The sequence below is a fragment of the Shewanella spartinae genome (assembly GCF_019457555.1).
Classification (GTDB): Bacteria; Pseudomonadota; Gammaproteobacteria; order Enterobacterales; family Shewanellaceae; genus Shewanella; species Shewanella loihica.
In genome coordinates, this window is record NZ_CP080418.1 from 975,731 (window position 1) to 990,463 (window position 14,733).

Below are 14,733 nucleotides of genomic sequence, written 5' to 3' on the forward strand. Positions count from 1 at the left end.
CTGAGGTAAGATGGTGTATGTTATGGCTTTTATCTTAATCTCACCTAAATGCCATCGTCCTTATCTTGATGCTAGCTGGAGTTGCCATGCGTCCCACGCTCTATTTTGATGGTCCTATCGATAAACTGAACTGGCATGTCCTGAAATTGCTTTGGCCCTATTTGTTGGAGTTTAAGGGGCGGGTGATCTTGGCGCTTGCTTGTCTGGTGGTGGCCAAAATGGCGAGTGTTGGCCTGCCATTCGTACTCAAACAGCTGGTGGATACCCTGAGTGAGGCCTCAGTCGAGCAGATGATCGCCGTGCCCATCGCCCTGGTGCTCGCATACGGCAGCCTGCGCCTGCTCAATACGGTGATCTCAGAGGTGAGAGACACACTGTTTGGCCGGGTCACCGAGCGGGCGATTAGACGTCTTGGCCTATCTGTGTTTGACCATCTGCACCGGCTGGATCTGGCGTTTCATCTTGAGCGGCGTACCGGGGGACTGTCGCGGGATATCGAGCGCGGTACCAGTGGGGTCAGCTTCTTGATGCGCTTCATGGTATTCAACATAGTACCGACCCTGCTTGAGATAGCCCTGGTGGTGGGCATCTTGCTGTATAACTATGGCTGGGCATTTGCGCTAATTACTCTGAGCGCCGTCGTTGCCTATATTCTCTTCTCCATCTTCGCCACCGAATGGCGTACCGGCTTCGTGCGGGAGGCAGCGATGGCCGATTCTCAGTCCAATACCCGCGCCATAGATAGCCTGCTTAACTATGAGACGGTGAAATACTTTAACAACGAGGCCTATGAATCTGATCAATATGATCATGCCCTCGAGCGCTGGGAAGTGGCCAAGCGCAAGAATCGACTCTCGTTGTTTGCGCTCAATGCCGGTCAGGCGCTGATCATCTCGCTGGCGATGACGCTGATGTTGGCGCTGGCGGCGACTCGGGTGAGCCAGGGCGCCATGACCATAGGTGACTTTGTATTGATTAACGCCTTCATGATGCAGCTGTTTATGCCGCTGAATTTTTTAGGCTTCGTCTACCGCGAGATCCGCGGCGCCCTGGCTAACATAGAGCGCATGTTTAGCCTGTTAGACAGGCAGCCTAAGATTGAGGATGCCCCCGATGCGACATCGCCCCATATCACCCAAGGGAGCCTTAAATTTGAGGGTGTGAGTTTTCGTTACGGTGACAGGCCTATCTTGTCCGATGTGAGTTTCGAGATCCCTGCTGGTCACAAGGTGGCGATAGTGGGGGACAGCGGCGCGGGAAAATCTACCATAGTGAAGCTGCTGTTTCGCTTCTATGAGACGCAGCAGGGGACTATCACCATAGATGGCCATGATACCAAGGCGCTGACTCAACACGCGCTGCGTAGCGCCATCGCCATCGTGCCCCAAGATACCGTGTTGTTTAACGACTCCCTGCTGGAGAATATTCGTTATGGTCTGCCGGGGGCGAGCGATGAGCAGGTGAAGGCGGCGATAGAGCTGGCGCATCTGTCTAATTTCGTCTCTCAACTCAGCGAAGGCTGGCACACTAAGGTGGGTGAGCGCGGGTTAAAACTCTCCGGCGGCGAGAAACAGAGGGTGGCGATCGCCAGGGCGATCCTCAAGGGCTCGCCCCTGTTGGTGTTCGATGAGGCGACCTCTTCGCTGGATAGCCATTCAGAGCAGGCGATCCTCAATGCGCTCAAGGAGATGGCCAAGGGGCATACGAGTCTGGTCATCGCTCACAGGCTGTCGACGGTCGTGGATGCCGACCAGATCTTGGTGCTGAGTCAGGGCAAGATAGTCGAGCGTGGCGATCATCAGAGCCTGCTCGCGGCCGATGGCCTGTATAAGAAATTGTGGACCGTACAAAATCAGCATTAATTGTGTGGGATTAAGTATTCGTTCAGGTTTGATTTGCATAATATTTGTTAATAACAAACCTACGGAGGCGGTCCCATGAAAAACATCCCTATACATGCAAGTATCGAAGGCCAGGCGCGGATCGTAGATACCGATTGGCTAGCCATCATGGCGACCTTAAGAGAGCGGGGATTGGGACAGGAGGAGTTGGTGGTCGTCTATGCCCAGCTGAGCTCCTACCTGAGGGTCACGACACGGGGCCTGACCCTTGCCATGATCCCGCCCTCGACCGTAATCGAAGGGCTTACGCGTGAAGTAAAGCACTACGCGAATGACTATGCGGGGATGATGTAGGGTTTGCCGCCAGACTGGCTGGCAGAAGGACTAGGCTGTTTTTGAGGTGTTGATCGGCTTCCAACCGTCACAGAGGAGGCTGAGCTTGGTATTTTGCGGCTCATAGGGGGTCAGTCTAATGATCTCTCCACCCTTGAAGCAGATTGTCTCGCCTTCAATAACCGTTAATCGGTTGCAGTTTTGACAGCTAACCGACAAAGGTTTACTTTTATTTCCCGCTCCAAAAAACGAATTACTCACCAGTGATTCTCCGTGGCTGCGCTTAACGTCAGCGCGTGCTGCTATTCCATATATCGCTAATGTAATCAAGTTTAGATCATAAAGCTAGCGCTATCTAGACTAATGTCTAATCCTTATTGGGTATTGCCTGAAGTTGCACCATATTGGGTTTTTATCAGGCTACTTGCGCCATCTTGGGGCAGGGAAAGGATAAACAAATTGTCATATTCATCCTCTCTCAATTGAGGTATTTCGGGTCCTCGAAGTGCCTTGATGATCAGTGGCACAGTATTGGAGTGGCCGGCGATGATCACATTGCCCTGCTGCGCCATCACCTTGTCGGCAATGGCCGCAATATGTTTGTCCAAATCCTTGCCTGCGTCGATGACAACTAAAGGAATTCCTCTGGCGGTAATAAGCGGCGTTAAGGTTTCCTGGGTGCGCTTAAATTGTGTGGATATGGCCAGGCTGAGTGGGGTATCGCCCAAGCTTTCAACCAATGCCTGTGCTCGCAACTTGCCCGCGTCATTCAAGCTAGGGTCGCGTCCCTGGTCTGCTTTTTCGGCATGACGCACCAGAATTACCGTCTTGCTGGCGATTGCTGGATTGGCCTGCGCCATTGGCAGGTAAGCTACCAGGGCGAAAAGTCCAATGCTGATGAGTCGTAACATGGGAACCCTTATTTAATTAACGAATTGGTTAGCATACCGCACTTTGTGTGAATTGCCGATGACAGATTAATTGGGCATTTGCGCTAAAGTTGCTTACAAAATGGACGATAATAATAGCTGAGGGCTAATTTAATTTGGTGAGCGAGGCGATTATGGAGATTCAAAATCACGGCGGAGCCGTATCTGCGGCGGCGCACAACAAGACAGATTCGACGACTAACCATGGTCAACAAGTCTCCGAAGTGGCCAAGAACAAGACGGCATTGGCGGCCAGTAAACAGCTGATGAATACGGCGATCTTGGAAGCGCAGCAAGAGGTGAACTTGAGCGCGGGCAATGAGCCCATGCAGCTGTTGTATAAGGCGGCGATTGAGGCGATTAATGAAGAGCTGGCACCAACCATGGGTGAGCACGCCATCGAGAGGGCGGCGGCTCAAGGGGTGGATACCTCACCCGAGGCGACGGCCGAGCGCATCGTCAGCTTTGCGACTCAGTTTTTTGCCATACATCAGGAGCAAAACAGCAGCATGTCCTTCGATGAGCAGCTCAGCTCCTTCATGGACATAATCGGTGGTGCCATTGACCAAGGTTTCGATGAGGCCAAAGATATCCTCTCCGGACTCAAGGTGCTTGAAGGCGATATTGCGGCTGGGGTCGACAAGACCTATGGCCTAGTACAGGAAGGGCTGCAGGCATTCAGAGACAGTTTCAATCAAGAGACAGAGCAAGAATAAGGCCTTCTGACTCCCATTAGATTTCGATAAACCCCTTAAGATAAGGGGTTTTTTGTTGTCTTGACTCGGATAGAAAATCTATGAATCATGGGAGTATCAGTATTGATTGATGCCAGCAGAGGTGGCGATATGTGGGGAGAGGCAAAGGTTGTAGAGCGGATTGACTGGAGCGATCAGTTATTTACCCTGAAGCTGTCGGCCGATATCGGCGATTTCATTGCTGGGCAATTCATTAAGTTGTCGCTGCATATTGACGATAAACGTGTCGCCAGAGCCTATTCACTGGTCAATGCGCCCGATGCGCCGCTGCTGGAGGTGCTGGCGGTCAGTGTCGACGATGGTCTGCTGTCGCCAAAGTTGCAGGCCTTAGCCCCGGGAGACAGCATCGATATCTCCACTAAGGCGGCGGGTTTTATGACGCTGGATGAGATCCCAGCCCAGGGCAAGCATATGTGGTTTTTTGCTACGGGAACCGCGGTGGGCCCCTTTATCTCCATGATGAGAACCACCGAACCCTGGCAGCGTTTTGAGCGGGTGATCTTAGTCTACGGCGTGCGCTATCAAGAGGATCTCGCCTATTATGAAGAGCTTAAGGCGTTCCAGGCCAAATACCCCGGAAAGTTTACCTTAGTTACCTCTGTGACCCGGGAGCCGGTGGAAGGCGCGCTCAGTTGCCGCATCACCCAAGGTGTCGAGAGCGGAGTGATCGAGCAGCAGGTCGGCCTCAAGCTGAGCGCGCAAGATTCACAGGTGATGATCTGTGGCCATCCCGAGATGATCAAAGAGCTCAATACCCTGTTGCAGTCCCGCGGGCTGGCTAAGAACCTTCGCCGCGCGCCAGGGCAGATCACCGTCGAGAAATATTGGTAGAGGAAGCGATATGCAATTACTCTTTTCGCCGGCGTCACCCTACGCCAGAACCGTGCGGGTCGTTATCGCGCAGTTTGCCATCAGAGGGATCGAGCCGATCGCCGTTAATCCACTTGAGAATACCGAGCTATTACTGGATGCCAATCCGCTGGCCAAGATCCCTTGTCTACTGTTAAACGATGGTGGCGCCCTGTATGACAGCGAGGTGATCCTGCGCTACCTGGATCATGAGTATTGTGGTGGCGAGCTGTTTGGACAGCCCGGTGATTCCTGGTATGGCGAGACACAGTATTCCTTGATTAAGGGCTTGCTCGATAGCGCGGTGGCCTTAAGGCAGGAGCAGATGCGCGACGATGAGGGTTTGCGTAGCCCATTTTGGACGGCGCGGTTTGAACAGGCCTTACTCAGGGGCTTGGCGCAGATAGAGTTGATGGCCATTTCTGGCCACAGCAAGGTGTCCTTGCAGCAGATCTGTCTCGCCTGTTTGTTAGAGTATGTAGATTTTCGTCATCCGGATCTGGATTGGCGTAAGGTCGCCCCGGCGACGGCTAGATGGCTACAGACCTTCTCCAAGGGCGCGGCCATGTTAACCACACGCCCCCACGCCTAGGCTTGGCTGTATCACTAAAGAGCTTGCACTCAAGGATTTGGGGTTATTGCTTAGCAGTTAGCAGTTAGCAGTTAGTGGCGAGTATCAGTATGGCGCCGTCCCTTAGCCGGTTGACTGCGTCTGTTGGGCTCGCCAAACACACCATAGAGTTCACGGGTCACACCGAAGTCGACCCGCCTATCGTCAGTTTGTTCTCTCCTGTCTTCATGATGCAGATATCGGCAGCTACATTCGTCCTCACTGCAGCCGGGAAGTGGTAGTGTCGGTGCGTCTATGGAGAGGAATCGTTTGCCTTTTAATTTCTTCGCGCTGCCACACAGGCCCTCGTCGTTGACGATCTCGACACAGTGATAGGGATGGCTGGTATTGAGGCTGTGCGTCGGCGCATGGGGAACTTCTTCGCTGATTATCCTGGCACTCAGGTTGGTCTGCGGCGCCGCTGCCCTGCGGGCCCGCCTGACCCTAACCCGAGTAAATCTATGTTTAAACAGGAATAAAATAAGAATGACGGCGAGTATCAGCGCGAGAATTTCCAGAAACATATGAGATCCTTTTTGTGGCCGAGTCCTTTGAGTCTAGTCAGCGAGGCTTTTTTGGTCAAAATGAGCGGTCTTGCAAATTTTGACGGATCTCACTTGCCGTTTACTGCCAGATTGATTACTCTTGTCGCAATTGATAATTATTATCATTAACTTTATCGCGGAGTATCTGCATGAGATTCATGAAACGTTTGGCTGTTCTGGGTTTTGCTTGTGTCACTTCAATGGCCAATGCGGCCGACAGCATCACGGTTTATTCCTACCGACAGGCTTTCCTTATCGATCCCATTTTGGCTGACTTTACCAAGGAGACAGGCATCAAGGTCAATCTGGTATTTGCCAAACAGGGCATTGCCGAGCGAATCGCCCGCGAGGGGCGTCTGTCACCTGCGGATCTCGTGCTTACCTCAGATTTCTCCCGTTTGATGGAGCTGGCGGATAAAGGGTTGGTGGCCTCGGTCGACAGCGAGACCTTAGCGCAGAACATTCCTGCGAATCTTCGCTCGCCCAATGGCGATTGGTTTGCCCTGACTAAGCGCGTGAGAAATATCTACTCTTCTAAGGAGCGTCTCGGCCCTTTGGAGATCGATTATGAAGATCTGGCGGATCCTAAATTTAAGGGCAAGATCTGTACCCGTAGCGGTAAGCACCCCTACAACATCTCTCTGGTGGCGTCGATGATCGCCCATCATGGTGAGGCAGATACCAAGACCTGGCTGGAAGGCGTTAAGGCAAACCTGGCGCGCAAGCCACAGGGTAACGACAGGGCGCAGGTGAAGGCGGTTAAAGAGGGGCTGTGTGATATCGCCATAGGTAACAGCTACTATCTGGGTAAGATGTTGCAAGATCCTAAGCAGGTACCTTGGGCCGAGGCGGTCAACATCAACTTCCCGAATCAGAAAAATCGCGGTGCCCACATCAACGTCTCTGGCATGGCCCTGGCTAAGTATGCTCCAGCGCGCGAGAACGCCATCAAGTTGATGGAATACCTCTCGGGTCAACAGGCGCAGCAGACCTACGCCGAACTTAACATGGAATATCCAGTCAAGGCAGATGTGAAGCCGTCTAAGCTGGTAGCCTCCTGGGGTGACTATAAGGCCGATGAGCTGCCCATTTACAAGCTGGCCGAGTATCACGGCGCGGCGGTGAAGTTGCTCGATCAGGTCAAGTTCGATCTCTAGTGATAGGCGGTCGTTGCTCAAAAGATAGCCTTCCTTCGGGAAGGCTATCTCGTTTTTATGCCGCATGGGTCACTATTCAATTAATAATCGTTTGCGTTTAAGCTTAGATTTAAGTTGGTCACAGATAATGGCCTGACTCGCTTTATTGAGATTTTCTATGATTTTAGGCTTTCCCAAATCCTGGTCGACCCTAAGCTATCTGACCGCCATCTGCTTCGCCCTGCCCCTGGGGGCCATCTGCATACAGGCAATGGTGCCAGATGAGGCGGTATTCGGTCACCTGATGCAAACCGTCCTGCCGACCTATATTTTCAACACCTTGGCCTTAATGTTGTTTGTCAGCCTGGGCGCCTTGCTGATCGCCGTGCCTGCGGCCTGGTGCGTGGCCCGCTGTGATTTCCCCGGACGCAATGGGTTTCAGTGGGCGCTGCTGCTACCTCTAGCCATGCCCGCCTATGTGGTGGCCTATGTCTATACGGACCTGCTGGATTATGCTGGGCCTGTTCAGGTTTGGCTGCGGCAAGTTAACGGTTGGCTGTCGCCCACGGATTATTACTTTCCCGATGTGCGCACCCTGGGCGGTGCGTCTGTGATGTTGGCACTGGTGCTGTTTCCCTATATCTATCTGCTGGCGCGCACCGCCTTCATGGAGCAGTCGCCAAGCCTGCTGCACGCCTCCAGAGTGATGGGGGCAGGGCCCTGGCGCAGTTTCTGGCGTCTGAATTTGCCTATGGCACGGCCCGCCTTGGCGGTGGGGGCGGCGCTGGTGGCGATGGAGACGGCCGCCGATTTCGCTACCGTCAGCTACTTTGCCGTGCCTACCTTGACGACGGCTGTCTACGATACCTGGCTGGGATACGGCAGTCTGGCGGCGGCAGCCAAACTCTCAGCCATCATACTGCTGGTGATCTTCTGCCTGATCGGTGCCGAGCGCTTTGCCCGGCGTAAACAGCAGCTGTTTCAGAAACAGACGCCGATAACCTCCCACGAACGATATGCGCTCTCGGGTTTCAAGGCCTGGCTCGCCGCGGGCTATTGCGCCGTGCTGCTGCTGTTGGCCTTCGGCCTGCCGGTTTGGGTCTTGCTGGGGTATGCCTGGGATTATTTTGATGTCAGTTGGAATCAGGCCTTCTGGGAATACAGTCTCAACAGCCTGATCATTGCCCTAGTGGTTAGTCTAGTCACTGTGGTGTTTGCCTTGCTGTTGATGTTTGTCCGGCGCTGCAGCCCAAGAAAAATCGATATCCTGCCGTCACGTCTGGCCTCGACGGGCTATGCCCTGCCGGGTACTGTGCTGGCGATAGGCGTCTTGGTGCCTCTGAGCCTTCTTGATTTCGCGGTCAACGATCTCTATGCGTATTTCGACCAGAGTGGGCCAGGACTCATCTTCAGTGGCACCCTGTTTGTATTAATTTTTGCCTTTGTGATCCGCTTTGCTGCCATCGCCATCGGCAGCATAGAAAACAGCTATAAACAGATCAGTCCCTCGCTGGATATGGCATCGGTCACCATGGGGATGAGGCCCAGTGCCATTCTATCGCGGATCCATCTGCCACTGCTGCGCAGCGGCATCTTCGCCGCCATCTTGCTGGTCTTTATCGAGTGTATGAAGGAGCTGCCAGCCGCTTTGCTGCTCAGGCCCGTGGGGTTTGAGAATCTCGCCACCTATGTCTACCAGTTTGTCTCAGACGAACAGCTCGAGCAGGGCGCCCTGGGGGCCATAGTGATCGTCTTGGTGGGGTTAGTCCCGCTTATCTATCTCAATCGCTCCTTGGAGCAAGGTAACTAATATGTCGACACTTACCATAGAACAGGTTCACAGCGATTATCAGGGGCAGACGATTCTGCGCGGCTTAGATCTTGTGCTGCATCAGGGAGAAATTGCCGCCCTGCTCGGCCCAAGTGGCTGTGGCAAGACCACGCTCCTCAAGGCGATTGCTGGGCTGCAGCCTATCTCCCAAGGGCGTATCAGCATCAATGGCCGACTGCTCTCTGGACCCGAGACGTTTGTGCCTAGCGAGCGGCGAGAGGTCGGGATGATTTTCCAAGACTACGCCCTGTTTCCTCACCTGACAGTGGCCGAGAATATCTTGTTCGGGGTGAAAGGCTTGGATAAGGCCGCCAGACAGGCGAGGCTGGGTGAGATGCTGGCGCTGGTGAAGCTAGAGGGCTTAGGGGGCCGTTATCCTCACGAACTCTCGGGGGGTCAGCAGCAGCGGGTGTCGATTGCCCGGGCGCTTGCTTATGAGCCAGAACTTCTGCTGCTCGATGAGCCCTTTTCCAATATCGACGCTAAGGTGCGCGGAGAGATGATGGTGGAGATCCGCGAGATCTTAAAGCAGCGCGGAGTAAGTGCCGTGTTTGTGACCCACAGCAAGGATGAGGCCTTCGTGTTTGCCGATAAGCTGGCGCTCTTCAAGGATGGGGGCATAGCCCAATATGGCAGTGCTGAGAGCCTCTACGCTGAGCCAACGGATAAGTATGTGGCGGAATTCCTCGGTCAGGTGAACTATCTTAGCTGTGAGGTGAAAGATAGCGCCCGGTTACAGACCCTGCTGGGTGAGGTACAAAGCAGCAGTGATTTGGCCAAAGCGGCCGGATATCGCGGCGAGCTCCTGCTGCGCCCGGAGCAGCTGCAGATGACAGAAGATGAGCAAGGTGAGGGCACTATAATAGCGCGGCGCTTCCTCGGTAATCTGTGCCACTACAGCATCTTGATTGGCGAGGAGATGTTGGCGGTGCGCTCGCCCCTGCACCATTTTAGCCCTGGGCAGAAGGTTGGCCTGTCGGTGATGCCTCATCCGGCGGTGCTCTTCTAAGCTGGCCTATGTAACACTTTTGTGAAGGGCATTTGCGTCTGGCTATGGTTGCCAACTTAAAAAAAAGTTAATCTAGCCGGTAAATGACGTTTCGCTTTAACGGTTTGTGGGTTGTGTAATACTAATTATCGCTAAAGTTTCGGATAATAACGCCGAAATTGAGACTGACGAAAGGTAGGTTTATTTATGGATAGTCTGGTTATGCCACGTGAACAGCTGGGTGTGTGTGCCGAAGGAAATTTACATAGCGTGTATCTGATGTTCAACGCCAACGACGGCGTCGAGTCTCAGCTGCGTCCCTGCGTCGCCAATGTCGCTCAGTATATCTATGAATTGGCCGACCAGTATGCCGACAGCGCCTTCAACGGTTTCGTAGCCATAGGTGCCAACTATTGGGATAGCCTGTATCCAGGGCGTCGTCCTTCACAGCTCAAGCCTTTTCCGGCCATGCATGCCGACAATCGTGATGCGCCAGCCCATGAATATGATCTCTTCGTGCATCTGCGCTGCGATCGTTATGACATCTTGCATCTAGTAGCCAACGAGGTGTGCCAGATGTTTGAAGATTTGGTAGAGCTGGTGGATGAGGAGCGCGGATTCCAGTTTATGGATACCCGGGATCTAACCGGATTTGTCGACGGCACAGAGAACCCTAAGGGGCGTCATCGTCAGGAAGTGGCCTTGGTGGGCGACGAAGACAAGTATTTCCGTGGTGGCAGCTATATTCATGTGCAGAAGTTTGCCCATAACCTCAGCAAGTGGAACCGTCTGCCGCAGAAGAAGCAGGAAGATATCATAGGCCGTACCAAGATAGACAATATCGAGTATGCCTCTGAGGACAAGCCGCTTACCAGCCACATCAAGCGGGTCAATCTGAAGGATGCCGACGGCAAGTCGATGGAGATCCTGCGCCAGAGTATGCCTTACGGGTCGATGAAGGAGCAGGGGCTGATGTTTATCTCCGTCTGTCGCAACTCGGTGCATTTCGAGAAGATGCTGAGCAGTATGGTCCATGGCGACGGCGAGGGGAACCATGATCACCTGATGCACTTTACCCAGGCACTGACCGGCTCGGCATTCTTTGCCCCGTCGCTTGATTTCATGGAGCAAGAGGCAGAATTCGAGGATTAGAGTTCGAGGATTAAGGCTAAGCGGCTCTCTTAATCAGTCGCTTAATATGAGTCTCTCGATGTGAGCTCCTCAAAGTGACCAGCGTCTAGCAGCTAGACGCTAACCTAATAAAAAACACACCCTAAGGTGTGTTTTTTTGTGTCCGATTATCGGTGAATTAACGGTCGGGATCCCAGTAGTTGGTGGGGCGCTTGGCATAGATCTCGTCGATGGAGCGCACCTGCACCTTATTATGCTCCGGGTACACCACCACATCGTGGGGATCGCGATTGCCCAGCACCAGAAACAGGAAGTCGGCTTCGGATTCGTTTTTCAGGGTATGGGCGATGCCTGAGTTGGCGGTAAAACAGATATAGTCGCCCTGCTTAAAGGGGTGAGGCTCACCGTCGATATACAGGGTGGCTTCGCCTTGCAGCGCGTAGAGGTGTTCCTCTTCCTTGGTGTGATAGTGGGCGACGGAGGAGAGCTTGCCGGGTTCCAGTCGTTCCATGGTGACACCGATCTGCTGACAACCGGCGGCATCGCCGATATGTTTCTGATGACTGGCGTATCGATCTGAGTGTTGCCAAGATTCCCAGCAAAGGTTGTCGATATTGATTATTTTATTGTTATTCATCTCGGGTCCTTAACCATCGGGTGACAGAGGGGATGGTTTGGACTCAGTGTATCCTATCAGATATATAGTATTCAATTTGAGCTTGATTAAACCTAGGTAAAACCAAGTCAAAACTTAGATAAAAAAACACCCTTTGCCAAACTGGCTAAAGGGTGTCTCTTGGGAGGACGGCTTAGGCCGTCCTTGCGAAGGGGCTAATCGGCGTAGTTAAACAGCGACTTGACCGTCTCGAGCGTCTTGTCCACTTCCTGAATGTTGGAAGGGCAGATGAAGATGGTATCGTCACCGGCGATGGTGCCCAGTATGCCCTCTGGCTTACCAATGGAGTCTAGCAGTCTGGCGATCAGCTGGGCCGCACCTGGGCTGGTTCTGACCACTATCATAGATTGGTTATGGTCGACATCCAGCACTAAGTTTTTCAGTGGGCTGCCGGCCGTCGGGACCCCAAGCTCGGCGGGCAGGCAGTAGACCATCTCCTGCTTGGCGTTGCGGGTGCGCACGGCGCCAAACTTGCTCAGCATGCGTGAGACTTTGGATTGGTTAATGTTGTTGAAGCCCTCTGACTGTAGGGCGTTGACTATCTCGCTCTGGGAGCCAAAACGCTCCTCTTTCAAGATAGCCTTAAAGGTCTTTACAAGTTCGTCTTGATTTTTATTGGCTTGCATATCGAATTATTCTTATATTCAAAAAACTGGCTTATTTTGAATATTTTTGCGCCATTAGTCAAGCGTTATTCGGATTGCGTGAATAAAAATTCAGGCTTACGGGGTGGTTGGAGCACTAAGGGGTCGCAGGCAAGGCCGGGCAGTATATCTTAAATGGGCTGAAAATGGCAGTTGGCTGGGCGAAATTGAAATTATCTGGCCACACGACTAAGGGATAATTGAATTTTTACCGTGATTCCAGTAATGTTGCGCCATCGGTAAATCTAGATCTATATCACATAATATCCAAGAATTAACGGAGATAACTATGAAAGTTGCTGTACTTGGTGCCGCCGGTGGTATTGGCCAGGCTCTTGCCCTACTACTCAAAACTCAACTGCCTGCCGGTTCAAAACTATCCCTTTATGATATCGCGCCAGTCACTCCTGGTGTTGCCGTTGACCTAAGCCACATCCCGACTGCTGTAGAAGTGAAGGGTTTTGCGGGTGAAGATCCAACGCCAGCGCTGGAAGGTGCCGACGTGGTACTGATCTCTGCCGGTGTTGCACGTAAGCCAGGCATGGATCGTTCAGATCTATTCAACATCAACGCGGGTATCGTGAGAAACTTGGTTGAGAAGTGTGCCGCAACTTGTCCTAAGGCGCTGATCGGTATCATCACTAACCCAGTTAACACCACTGTCGCTATCGCTGCAGAAGTACTGAAAGCTGCCGGTGTATACGACAAGAACCGTCTGTTCGGTGTGACTACCCTTGACGTTATCCGCTCTGAAACTTTCGTTGCTGAAGCGAAAGGTCTGAACGTTGCCGACGTTAAAGTGAATGTTATCGGTGGACACAGCGGCGTGACTATTCTGCCACTACTGTCTCAAATCGAAGGCGTAAGCTTCTCTGATGAAGAAGTGGCTGCACTGACGACTCGTATCCAGAACGCGGGTACCGAAGTGGTTGAAGCTAAGGCGGGTGGCGGTAGCGCGACTCTGTCTATGGGTCAGGCGGCATGTCGTTTCGGTTTGTCACTGGTTCGCGGCCTACAGGGCGATGCTAACGTTGTTGAGTGTGCCTATGTCGATGGTGGCAGCGAGCATGCTGACTTCTTCGCGCAACCTGTGCTGCTGGGTAAGAACGGTATCGAGCAGGTACTTGCCTATGGTGAGGTTAGCGAGTTCGAAGCCAACGCACGTGATGCTATGCTAGATACGCTTAAAGCCGATATCGCACTGGGTGTCGACTTTGTAAAATAAGGCTAGGCTAAGTCTTTAGTTAGTCCTTAATAAAAAATGGAGCCAATTGGCTCCATTTTTTTATGGGTAACTTTTACCTTGATATCGAGTGGCGAAAGACTGATTAGGAGCTAATTGTTTGCTAATTAGTGATCGCGCGCCACGGCGATTCTCGCCAGCGATATCAGTGCCTGCTTATAGTCACTATCGGGCAGCATATCTAATGCGCGTATCGCCTTCTCTGCTTCTTCCTGAGCGCGTTTCTCTGTGTAGTCCAGGGCGCCACACTGCTGGAGGGCATTTAATATGGTATCGATATGCTCAGTGCCGTCGCCTTTCTCGATCGCATCGCGAATCAATTGACGCTCCAGCTCGTTGCCGTTGGCGATGGCGTAGATAAGCGGCAGGGTAGGCTTACCCTCGGCTAAGTCGTCGCCTATGTTCTTACCCAGGGCCTCGGTATCGGCCGTATAGTCCAGCAGGTCGTCGGTGAGCTGGAAAGCGGTGCCCAGATACTTACCATAGTCGGCCAATGCGGTCTGCACTTCTATGCTGCTGTCGGCCAGCACACCAGCCAGACGGGTGGCAGCTTCAAATAGTTTCGCCGTCTTGCAGTAGATCACCCGCATGTAGCTCTCTTCGCTGGTGTCTGGGTCGTTGCAGTTCATTAGCTGCAATACTTCGCCTTCTGCCAAAACGTTGGTGGCATCGGCGAGCACTTCAAGTACCTCCATGCTCTTCAGCTCAGTCATCATCTGGAAAGAGCGGGTATAGAGGAAGTCTCCTACCAATACGCTGGCGCTGTTACCGAACAGGGCATTGGCGGTTTCCCGGCCGCGCCGAAGCATAGACTCGTCGACCACATCGTCGTGTAGCAGAGAAGCGGTATGGATAAACTCAACGATTGCCGCCAGTTTAAGATGCGCTTCACCTTCATAGGCGATGGCGCGGGCGGCCAAGATAGAGAGCAACGGACGCATGCGTTTGCCGCCGCCATTGATGATGTAGAATCCGAGTTGATTAATAAGGGCGACATCCGATTCCAACTGCTTATAGATAAGTTGGTCGACGGCTTTCATATCAGCGTCTGCCAGCTGACGAATGGCATTCAAATCCATATAATGGCTCTACTTTTAGGGTTGCGAGGTAATTCAGACAGCCCAAATTAAGGCGAAAATGTTATAATTATTAGATTCTACCTAAAAATGCCTCGCCTGACAGTAGCAGAAGAGTATTGTGCGAGTAATTCCGATCTTTTTTT

16 protein-coding genes are annotated in these 14,733 nt (G+C 52.7%); 10 read left to right on the plus strand and 6 right to left on the minus strand.

Annotated features, from left to right (window positions below; genetic code table 11):
- The first annotated feature begins 86 nt into the window (after positions 1-86).
- Together K0I31_RS04340 and K0I31_RS04345 are read left to right on the plus strand one after the other, a co-directional pair.
- Positions 87-1,862: an ABCB family ABC transporter ATP-binding protein/permease gene (locus K0I31_RS04340; protein ID WP_220080028.1), complete on the plus strand. Its 1,776-nt coding sequence runs from the start codon at positions 87-89 to the stop codon at positions 1,860-1,862.
- Between the two features lie 75 nt (positions 1,863-1,937).
- The gene (locus K0I31_RS04345) at positions 1,938-2,195 is read left to right on the plus strand and encodes a hypothetical protein (RefSeq protein ID WP_144200806.1); all 258 of its coding nucleotides are present in this window, start codon (positions 1,938-1,940) and stop codon (positions 2,193-2,195) included.
- A gap of 30 nt (positions 2,196-2,225) precedes the next feature.
- Here K0I31_RS04345 and K0I31_RS20100 read toward each other — a convergent pair whose 3' ends face one another.
- Both K0I31_RS20100 and K0I31_RS04350 read right to left on the minus strand, forming a co-directional pair.
- The gene (locus tag K0I31_RS20100) at positions 2,226-2,435 is read right to left on the minus strand and encodes a hypothetical protein (RefSeq protein WP_144200808.1); all 210 of its coding nucleotides are present in this window, start codon (positions 2,433-2,435) and stop codon (positions 2,226-2,228) included.
- 113 nt (positions 2,436-2,548) lie between these two features.
- A complete protein-coding gene (locus K0I31_RS04350) occupies positions 2,549-3,085 on the minus strand; it encodes a phosphoglycerate mutase family protein (protein WP_220080029.1) in 537 nt (178 codons plus the stop codon).
- Positions 3,086-3,237: 152 nt separating this feature from the next.
- Between K0I31_RS04350 and K0I31_RS04355 the strand changes: the two genes are divergently transcribed.
- The 3 genes from K0I31_RS04355 to K0I31_RS04365 all read left to right on the plus strand — a co-directional run bounded on the left by K0I31_RS04355 (position 3,238) and on the right by K0I31_RS04365 (position 5,299).
- The gene (locus K0I31_RS04355) at positions 3,238-3,819 is read left to right on the plus strand and encodes a DUF5610 domain-containing protein (RefSeq protein WP_220080030.1); all 582 of its coding nucleotides are present in this window, start codon (positions 3,238-3,240) and stop codon (positions 3,817-3,819) included.
- A gap of 129 nt (positions 3,820-3,948) precedes the next feature.
- The gene (locus tag K0I31_RS04360) at positions 3,949-4,689 is read left to right on the plus strand and encodes a ferredoxin--NADP reductase (protein WP_220080031.1); all 741 of its coding nucleotides are present in this window, start codon (positions 3,949-3,951) and stop codon (positions 4,687-4,689) included.
- 10 nt (positions 4,690-4,699) lie between these two features.
- Entirely contained in the window at positions 4,700-5,299 is a 600-nt protein-coding gene (locus tag K0I31_RS04365) for a glutathione S-transferase N-terminal domain-containing protein (protein ID WP_220080032.1), read from the plus strand.
- Positions 5,300-5,370: 71 nt separating this feature from the next.
- Here the strand turns inward: K0I31_RS04365 and K0I31_RS04370 are convergent, their stop codons facing one another.
- The gene (locus K0I31_RS04370; RefSeq protein ID WP_220080033.1) at positions 5,371-5,841 is read right to left on the minus strand and encodes a hypothetical protein; all 471 of its coding nucleotides are present in this window, start codon (positions 5,839-5,841) and stop codon (positions 5,371-5,373) included.
- Positions 5,842-6,011: 170 nt separating this feature from the next.
- On the opposite strand from K0I31_RS04370, the gene K0I31_RS04375 reads away from it, so the two are divergent.
- From K0I31_RS04375 to K0I31_RS04390, 4 genes are all read left to right on the plus strand, one after another.
- Complete coding sequence (locus K0I31_RS04375; protein WP_220080034.1) at positions 6,012-7,019, plus strand: Fe(3+) ABC transporter substrate-binding protein; 1,008 nt, start codon at positions 6,012-6,014, stop codon at positions 7,017-7,019.
- Between the two features lie 157 nt (positions 7,020-7,176).
- Positions 7,177-8,808: an ABC transporter permease gene (locus K0I31_RS04380; RefSeq protein WP_220080035.1), complete on the plus strand. Its 1,632-nt coding sequence runs from the start codon at positions 7,177-7,179 to the stop codon at positions 8,806-8,808.
- A gap of 1 nt (position 8,809) precedes the next feature.
- On the plus strand, positions 8,810-9,838 hold the full coding sequence (locus K0I31_RS04385; protein WP_220080036.1) for an ABC transporter ATP-binding protein: 1,029 nt from the start codon (positions 8,810-8,812) through the stop codon (positions 9,836-9,838).
- A 186-nt stretch (positions 9,839-10,024) separates the two neighbouring features.
- Positions 10,025-10,969: a Dyp-type peroxidase gene (locus K0I31_RS04390; protein ID WP_220080037.1), complete on the plus strand. Its 945-nt coding sequence runs from the start codon at positions 10,025-10,027 to the stop codon at positions 10,967-10,969.
- A gap of 157 nt (positions 10,970-11,126) precedes the next feature.
- Here K0I31_RS04390 and K0I31_RS04395 read toward each other — a convergent pair whose 3' ends face one another.
- Both K0I31_RS04395 and argR read right to left on the minus strand, forming a co-directional pair.
- Positions 11,127-11,585, minus strand: coding sequence for a cupin domain-containing protein (locus K0I31_RS04395; RefSeq protein WP_144200825.1), 459 nt, complete (start codon positions 11,583-11,585; stop codon positions 11,127-11,129).
- Positions 11,586-11,779: 194 nt separating this feature from the next.
- Positions 11,780-12,250, minus strand: coding sequence for a transcriptional regulator ArgR (argR, locus tag K0I31_RS04400; RefSeq protein WP_011864672.1), 471 nt, complete (start codon positions 12,248-12,250; stop codon positions 11,780-11,782).
- A 307-nt stretch (positions 12,251-12,557) separates the two neighbouring features.
- Between argR and mdh the strand changes: the two genes are divergently transcribed.
- Positions 12,558-13,493 (plus strand): malate dehydrogenase, encoded by a 936-nt coding sequence (gene mdh, locus K0I31_RS04405; RefSeq protein WP_220080038.1) that lies wholly within the window; start codon positions 12,558-12,560, stop codon positions 13,491-13,493.
- Positions 13,494-13,618: 125 nt separating this feature from the next.
- Here mdh and ispB read toward each other — a convergent pair whose 3' ends face one another.
- Positions 13,619-14,590 carry an octaprenyl diphosphate synthase gene (gene ispB, locus K0I31_RS04410; RefSeq protein WP_220080039.1) on the minus strand — a complete coding sequence of 324 codons (972 nt, stop codon included), beginning with the start codon at positions 14,588-14,590 and terminating at the stop codon, positions 13,619-13,621.
- Positions 14,591-14,733: the final 143 nt, after the last annotated feature.

Coding starts and splice junctions, on each gene's coding strand:
- K0I31_RS04365 (WP_220080032.1), top strand. CDS start 4,700: ATGCAATTACTCTTTTCGCCGGCGTCACCCTACGCCAGAACCGTGCGG.
- K0I31_RS04395 (WP_144200825.1), bottom strand. CDS start 11,585: ATGAATAACAATAAAATAATCAATATCGACAACCTTTGCTGGGAATCT.
- ispB (WP_220080039.1), bottom strand. CDS start 14,590: ATGGATTTGAATGCCATTCGTCAGCTGGCAGACGCTGATATGAAAGCC.
- K0I31_RS04375 (WP_220080034.1), top strand. CDS start 6,012: ATGAGATTCATGAAACGTTTGGCTGTTCTGGGTTTTGCTTGTGTCACT.
- K0I31_RS04340 (WP_220080028.1), top strand. CDS start 87: ATGCGTCCCACGCTCTATTTTGATGGTCCTATCGATAAACTGAACTGG.
- K0I31_RS04370 (WP_220080033.1), bottom strand. CDS start 5,841: ATGTTTCTGGAAATTCTCGCGCTGATACTCGCCGTCATTCTTATTTTA.
- K0I31_RS04345 (WP_144200806.1), top strand. CDS start 1,938: ATGAAAAACATCCCTATACATGCAAGTATCGAAGGCCAGGCGCGGATC.
- K0I31_RS04350 (WP_220080029.1), bottom strand. CDS start 3,085: ATGTTACGACTCATCAGCATTGGACTTTTCGCCCTGGTAGCTTACCTG.
- K0I31_RS04360 (WP_220080031.1), top strand. CDS start 3,949: ATGTGGGGAGAGGCAAAGGTTGTAGAGCGGATTGACTGGAGCGATCAG.
- K0I31_RS04380 (WP_220080035.1), top strand. CDS start 7,177: ATGATTTTAGGCTTTCCCAAATCCTGGTCGACCCTAAGCTATCTGACC.
- argR (WP_011864672.1), bottom strand. CDS start 12,250: ATGCAAGCCAATAAAAATCAAGACGAACTTGTAAAGACCTTTAAGGCT.
- K0I31_RS04385 (WP_220080036.1), top strand. CDS start 8,810: ATGTCGACACTTACCATAGAACAGGTTCACAGCGATTATCAGGGGCAG.
- K0I31_RS04390 (WP_220080037.1), top strand. CDS start 10,025: ATGGATAGTCTGGTTATGCCACGTGAACAGCTGGGTGTGTGTGCCGAA.
- K0I31_RS04355 (WP_220080030.1), top strand. CDS start 3,238: ATGGAGATTCAAAATCACGGCGGAGCCGTATCTGCGGCGGCGCACAAC.
- mdh (WP_220080038.1), top strand. CDS start 12,558: ATGAAAGTTGCTGTACTTGGTGCCGCCGGTGGTATTGGCCAGGCTCTT.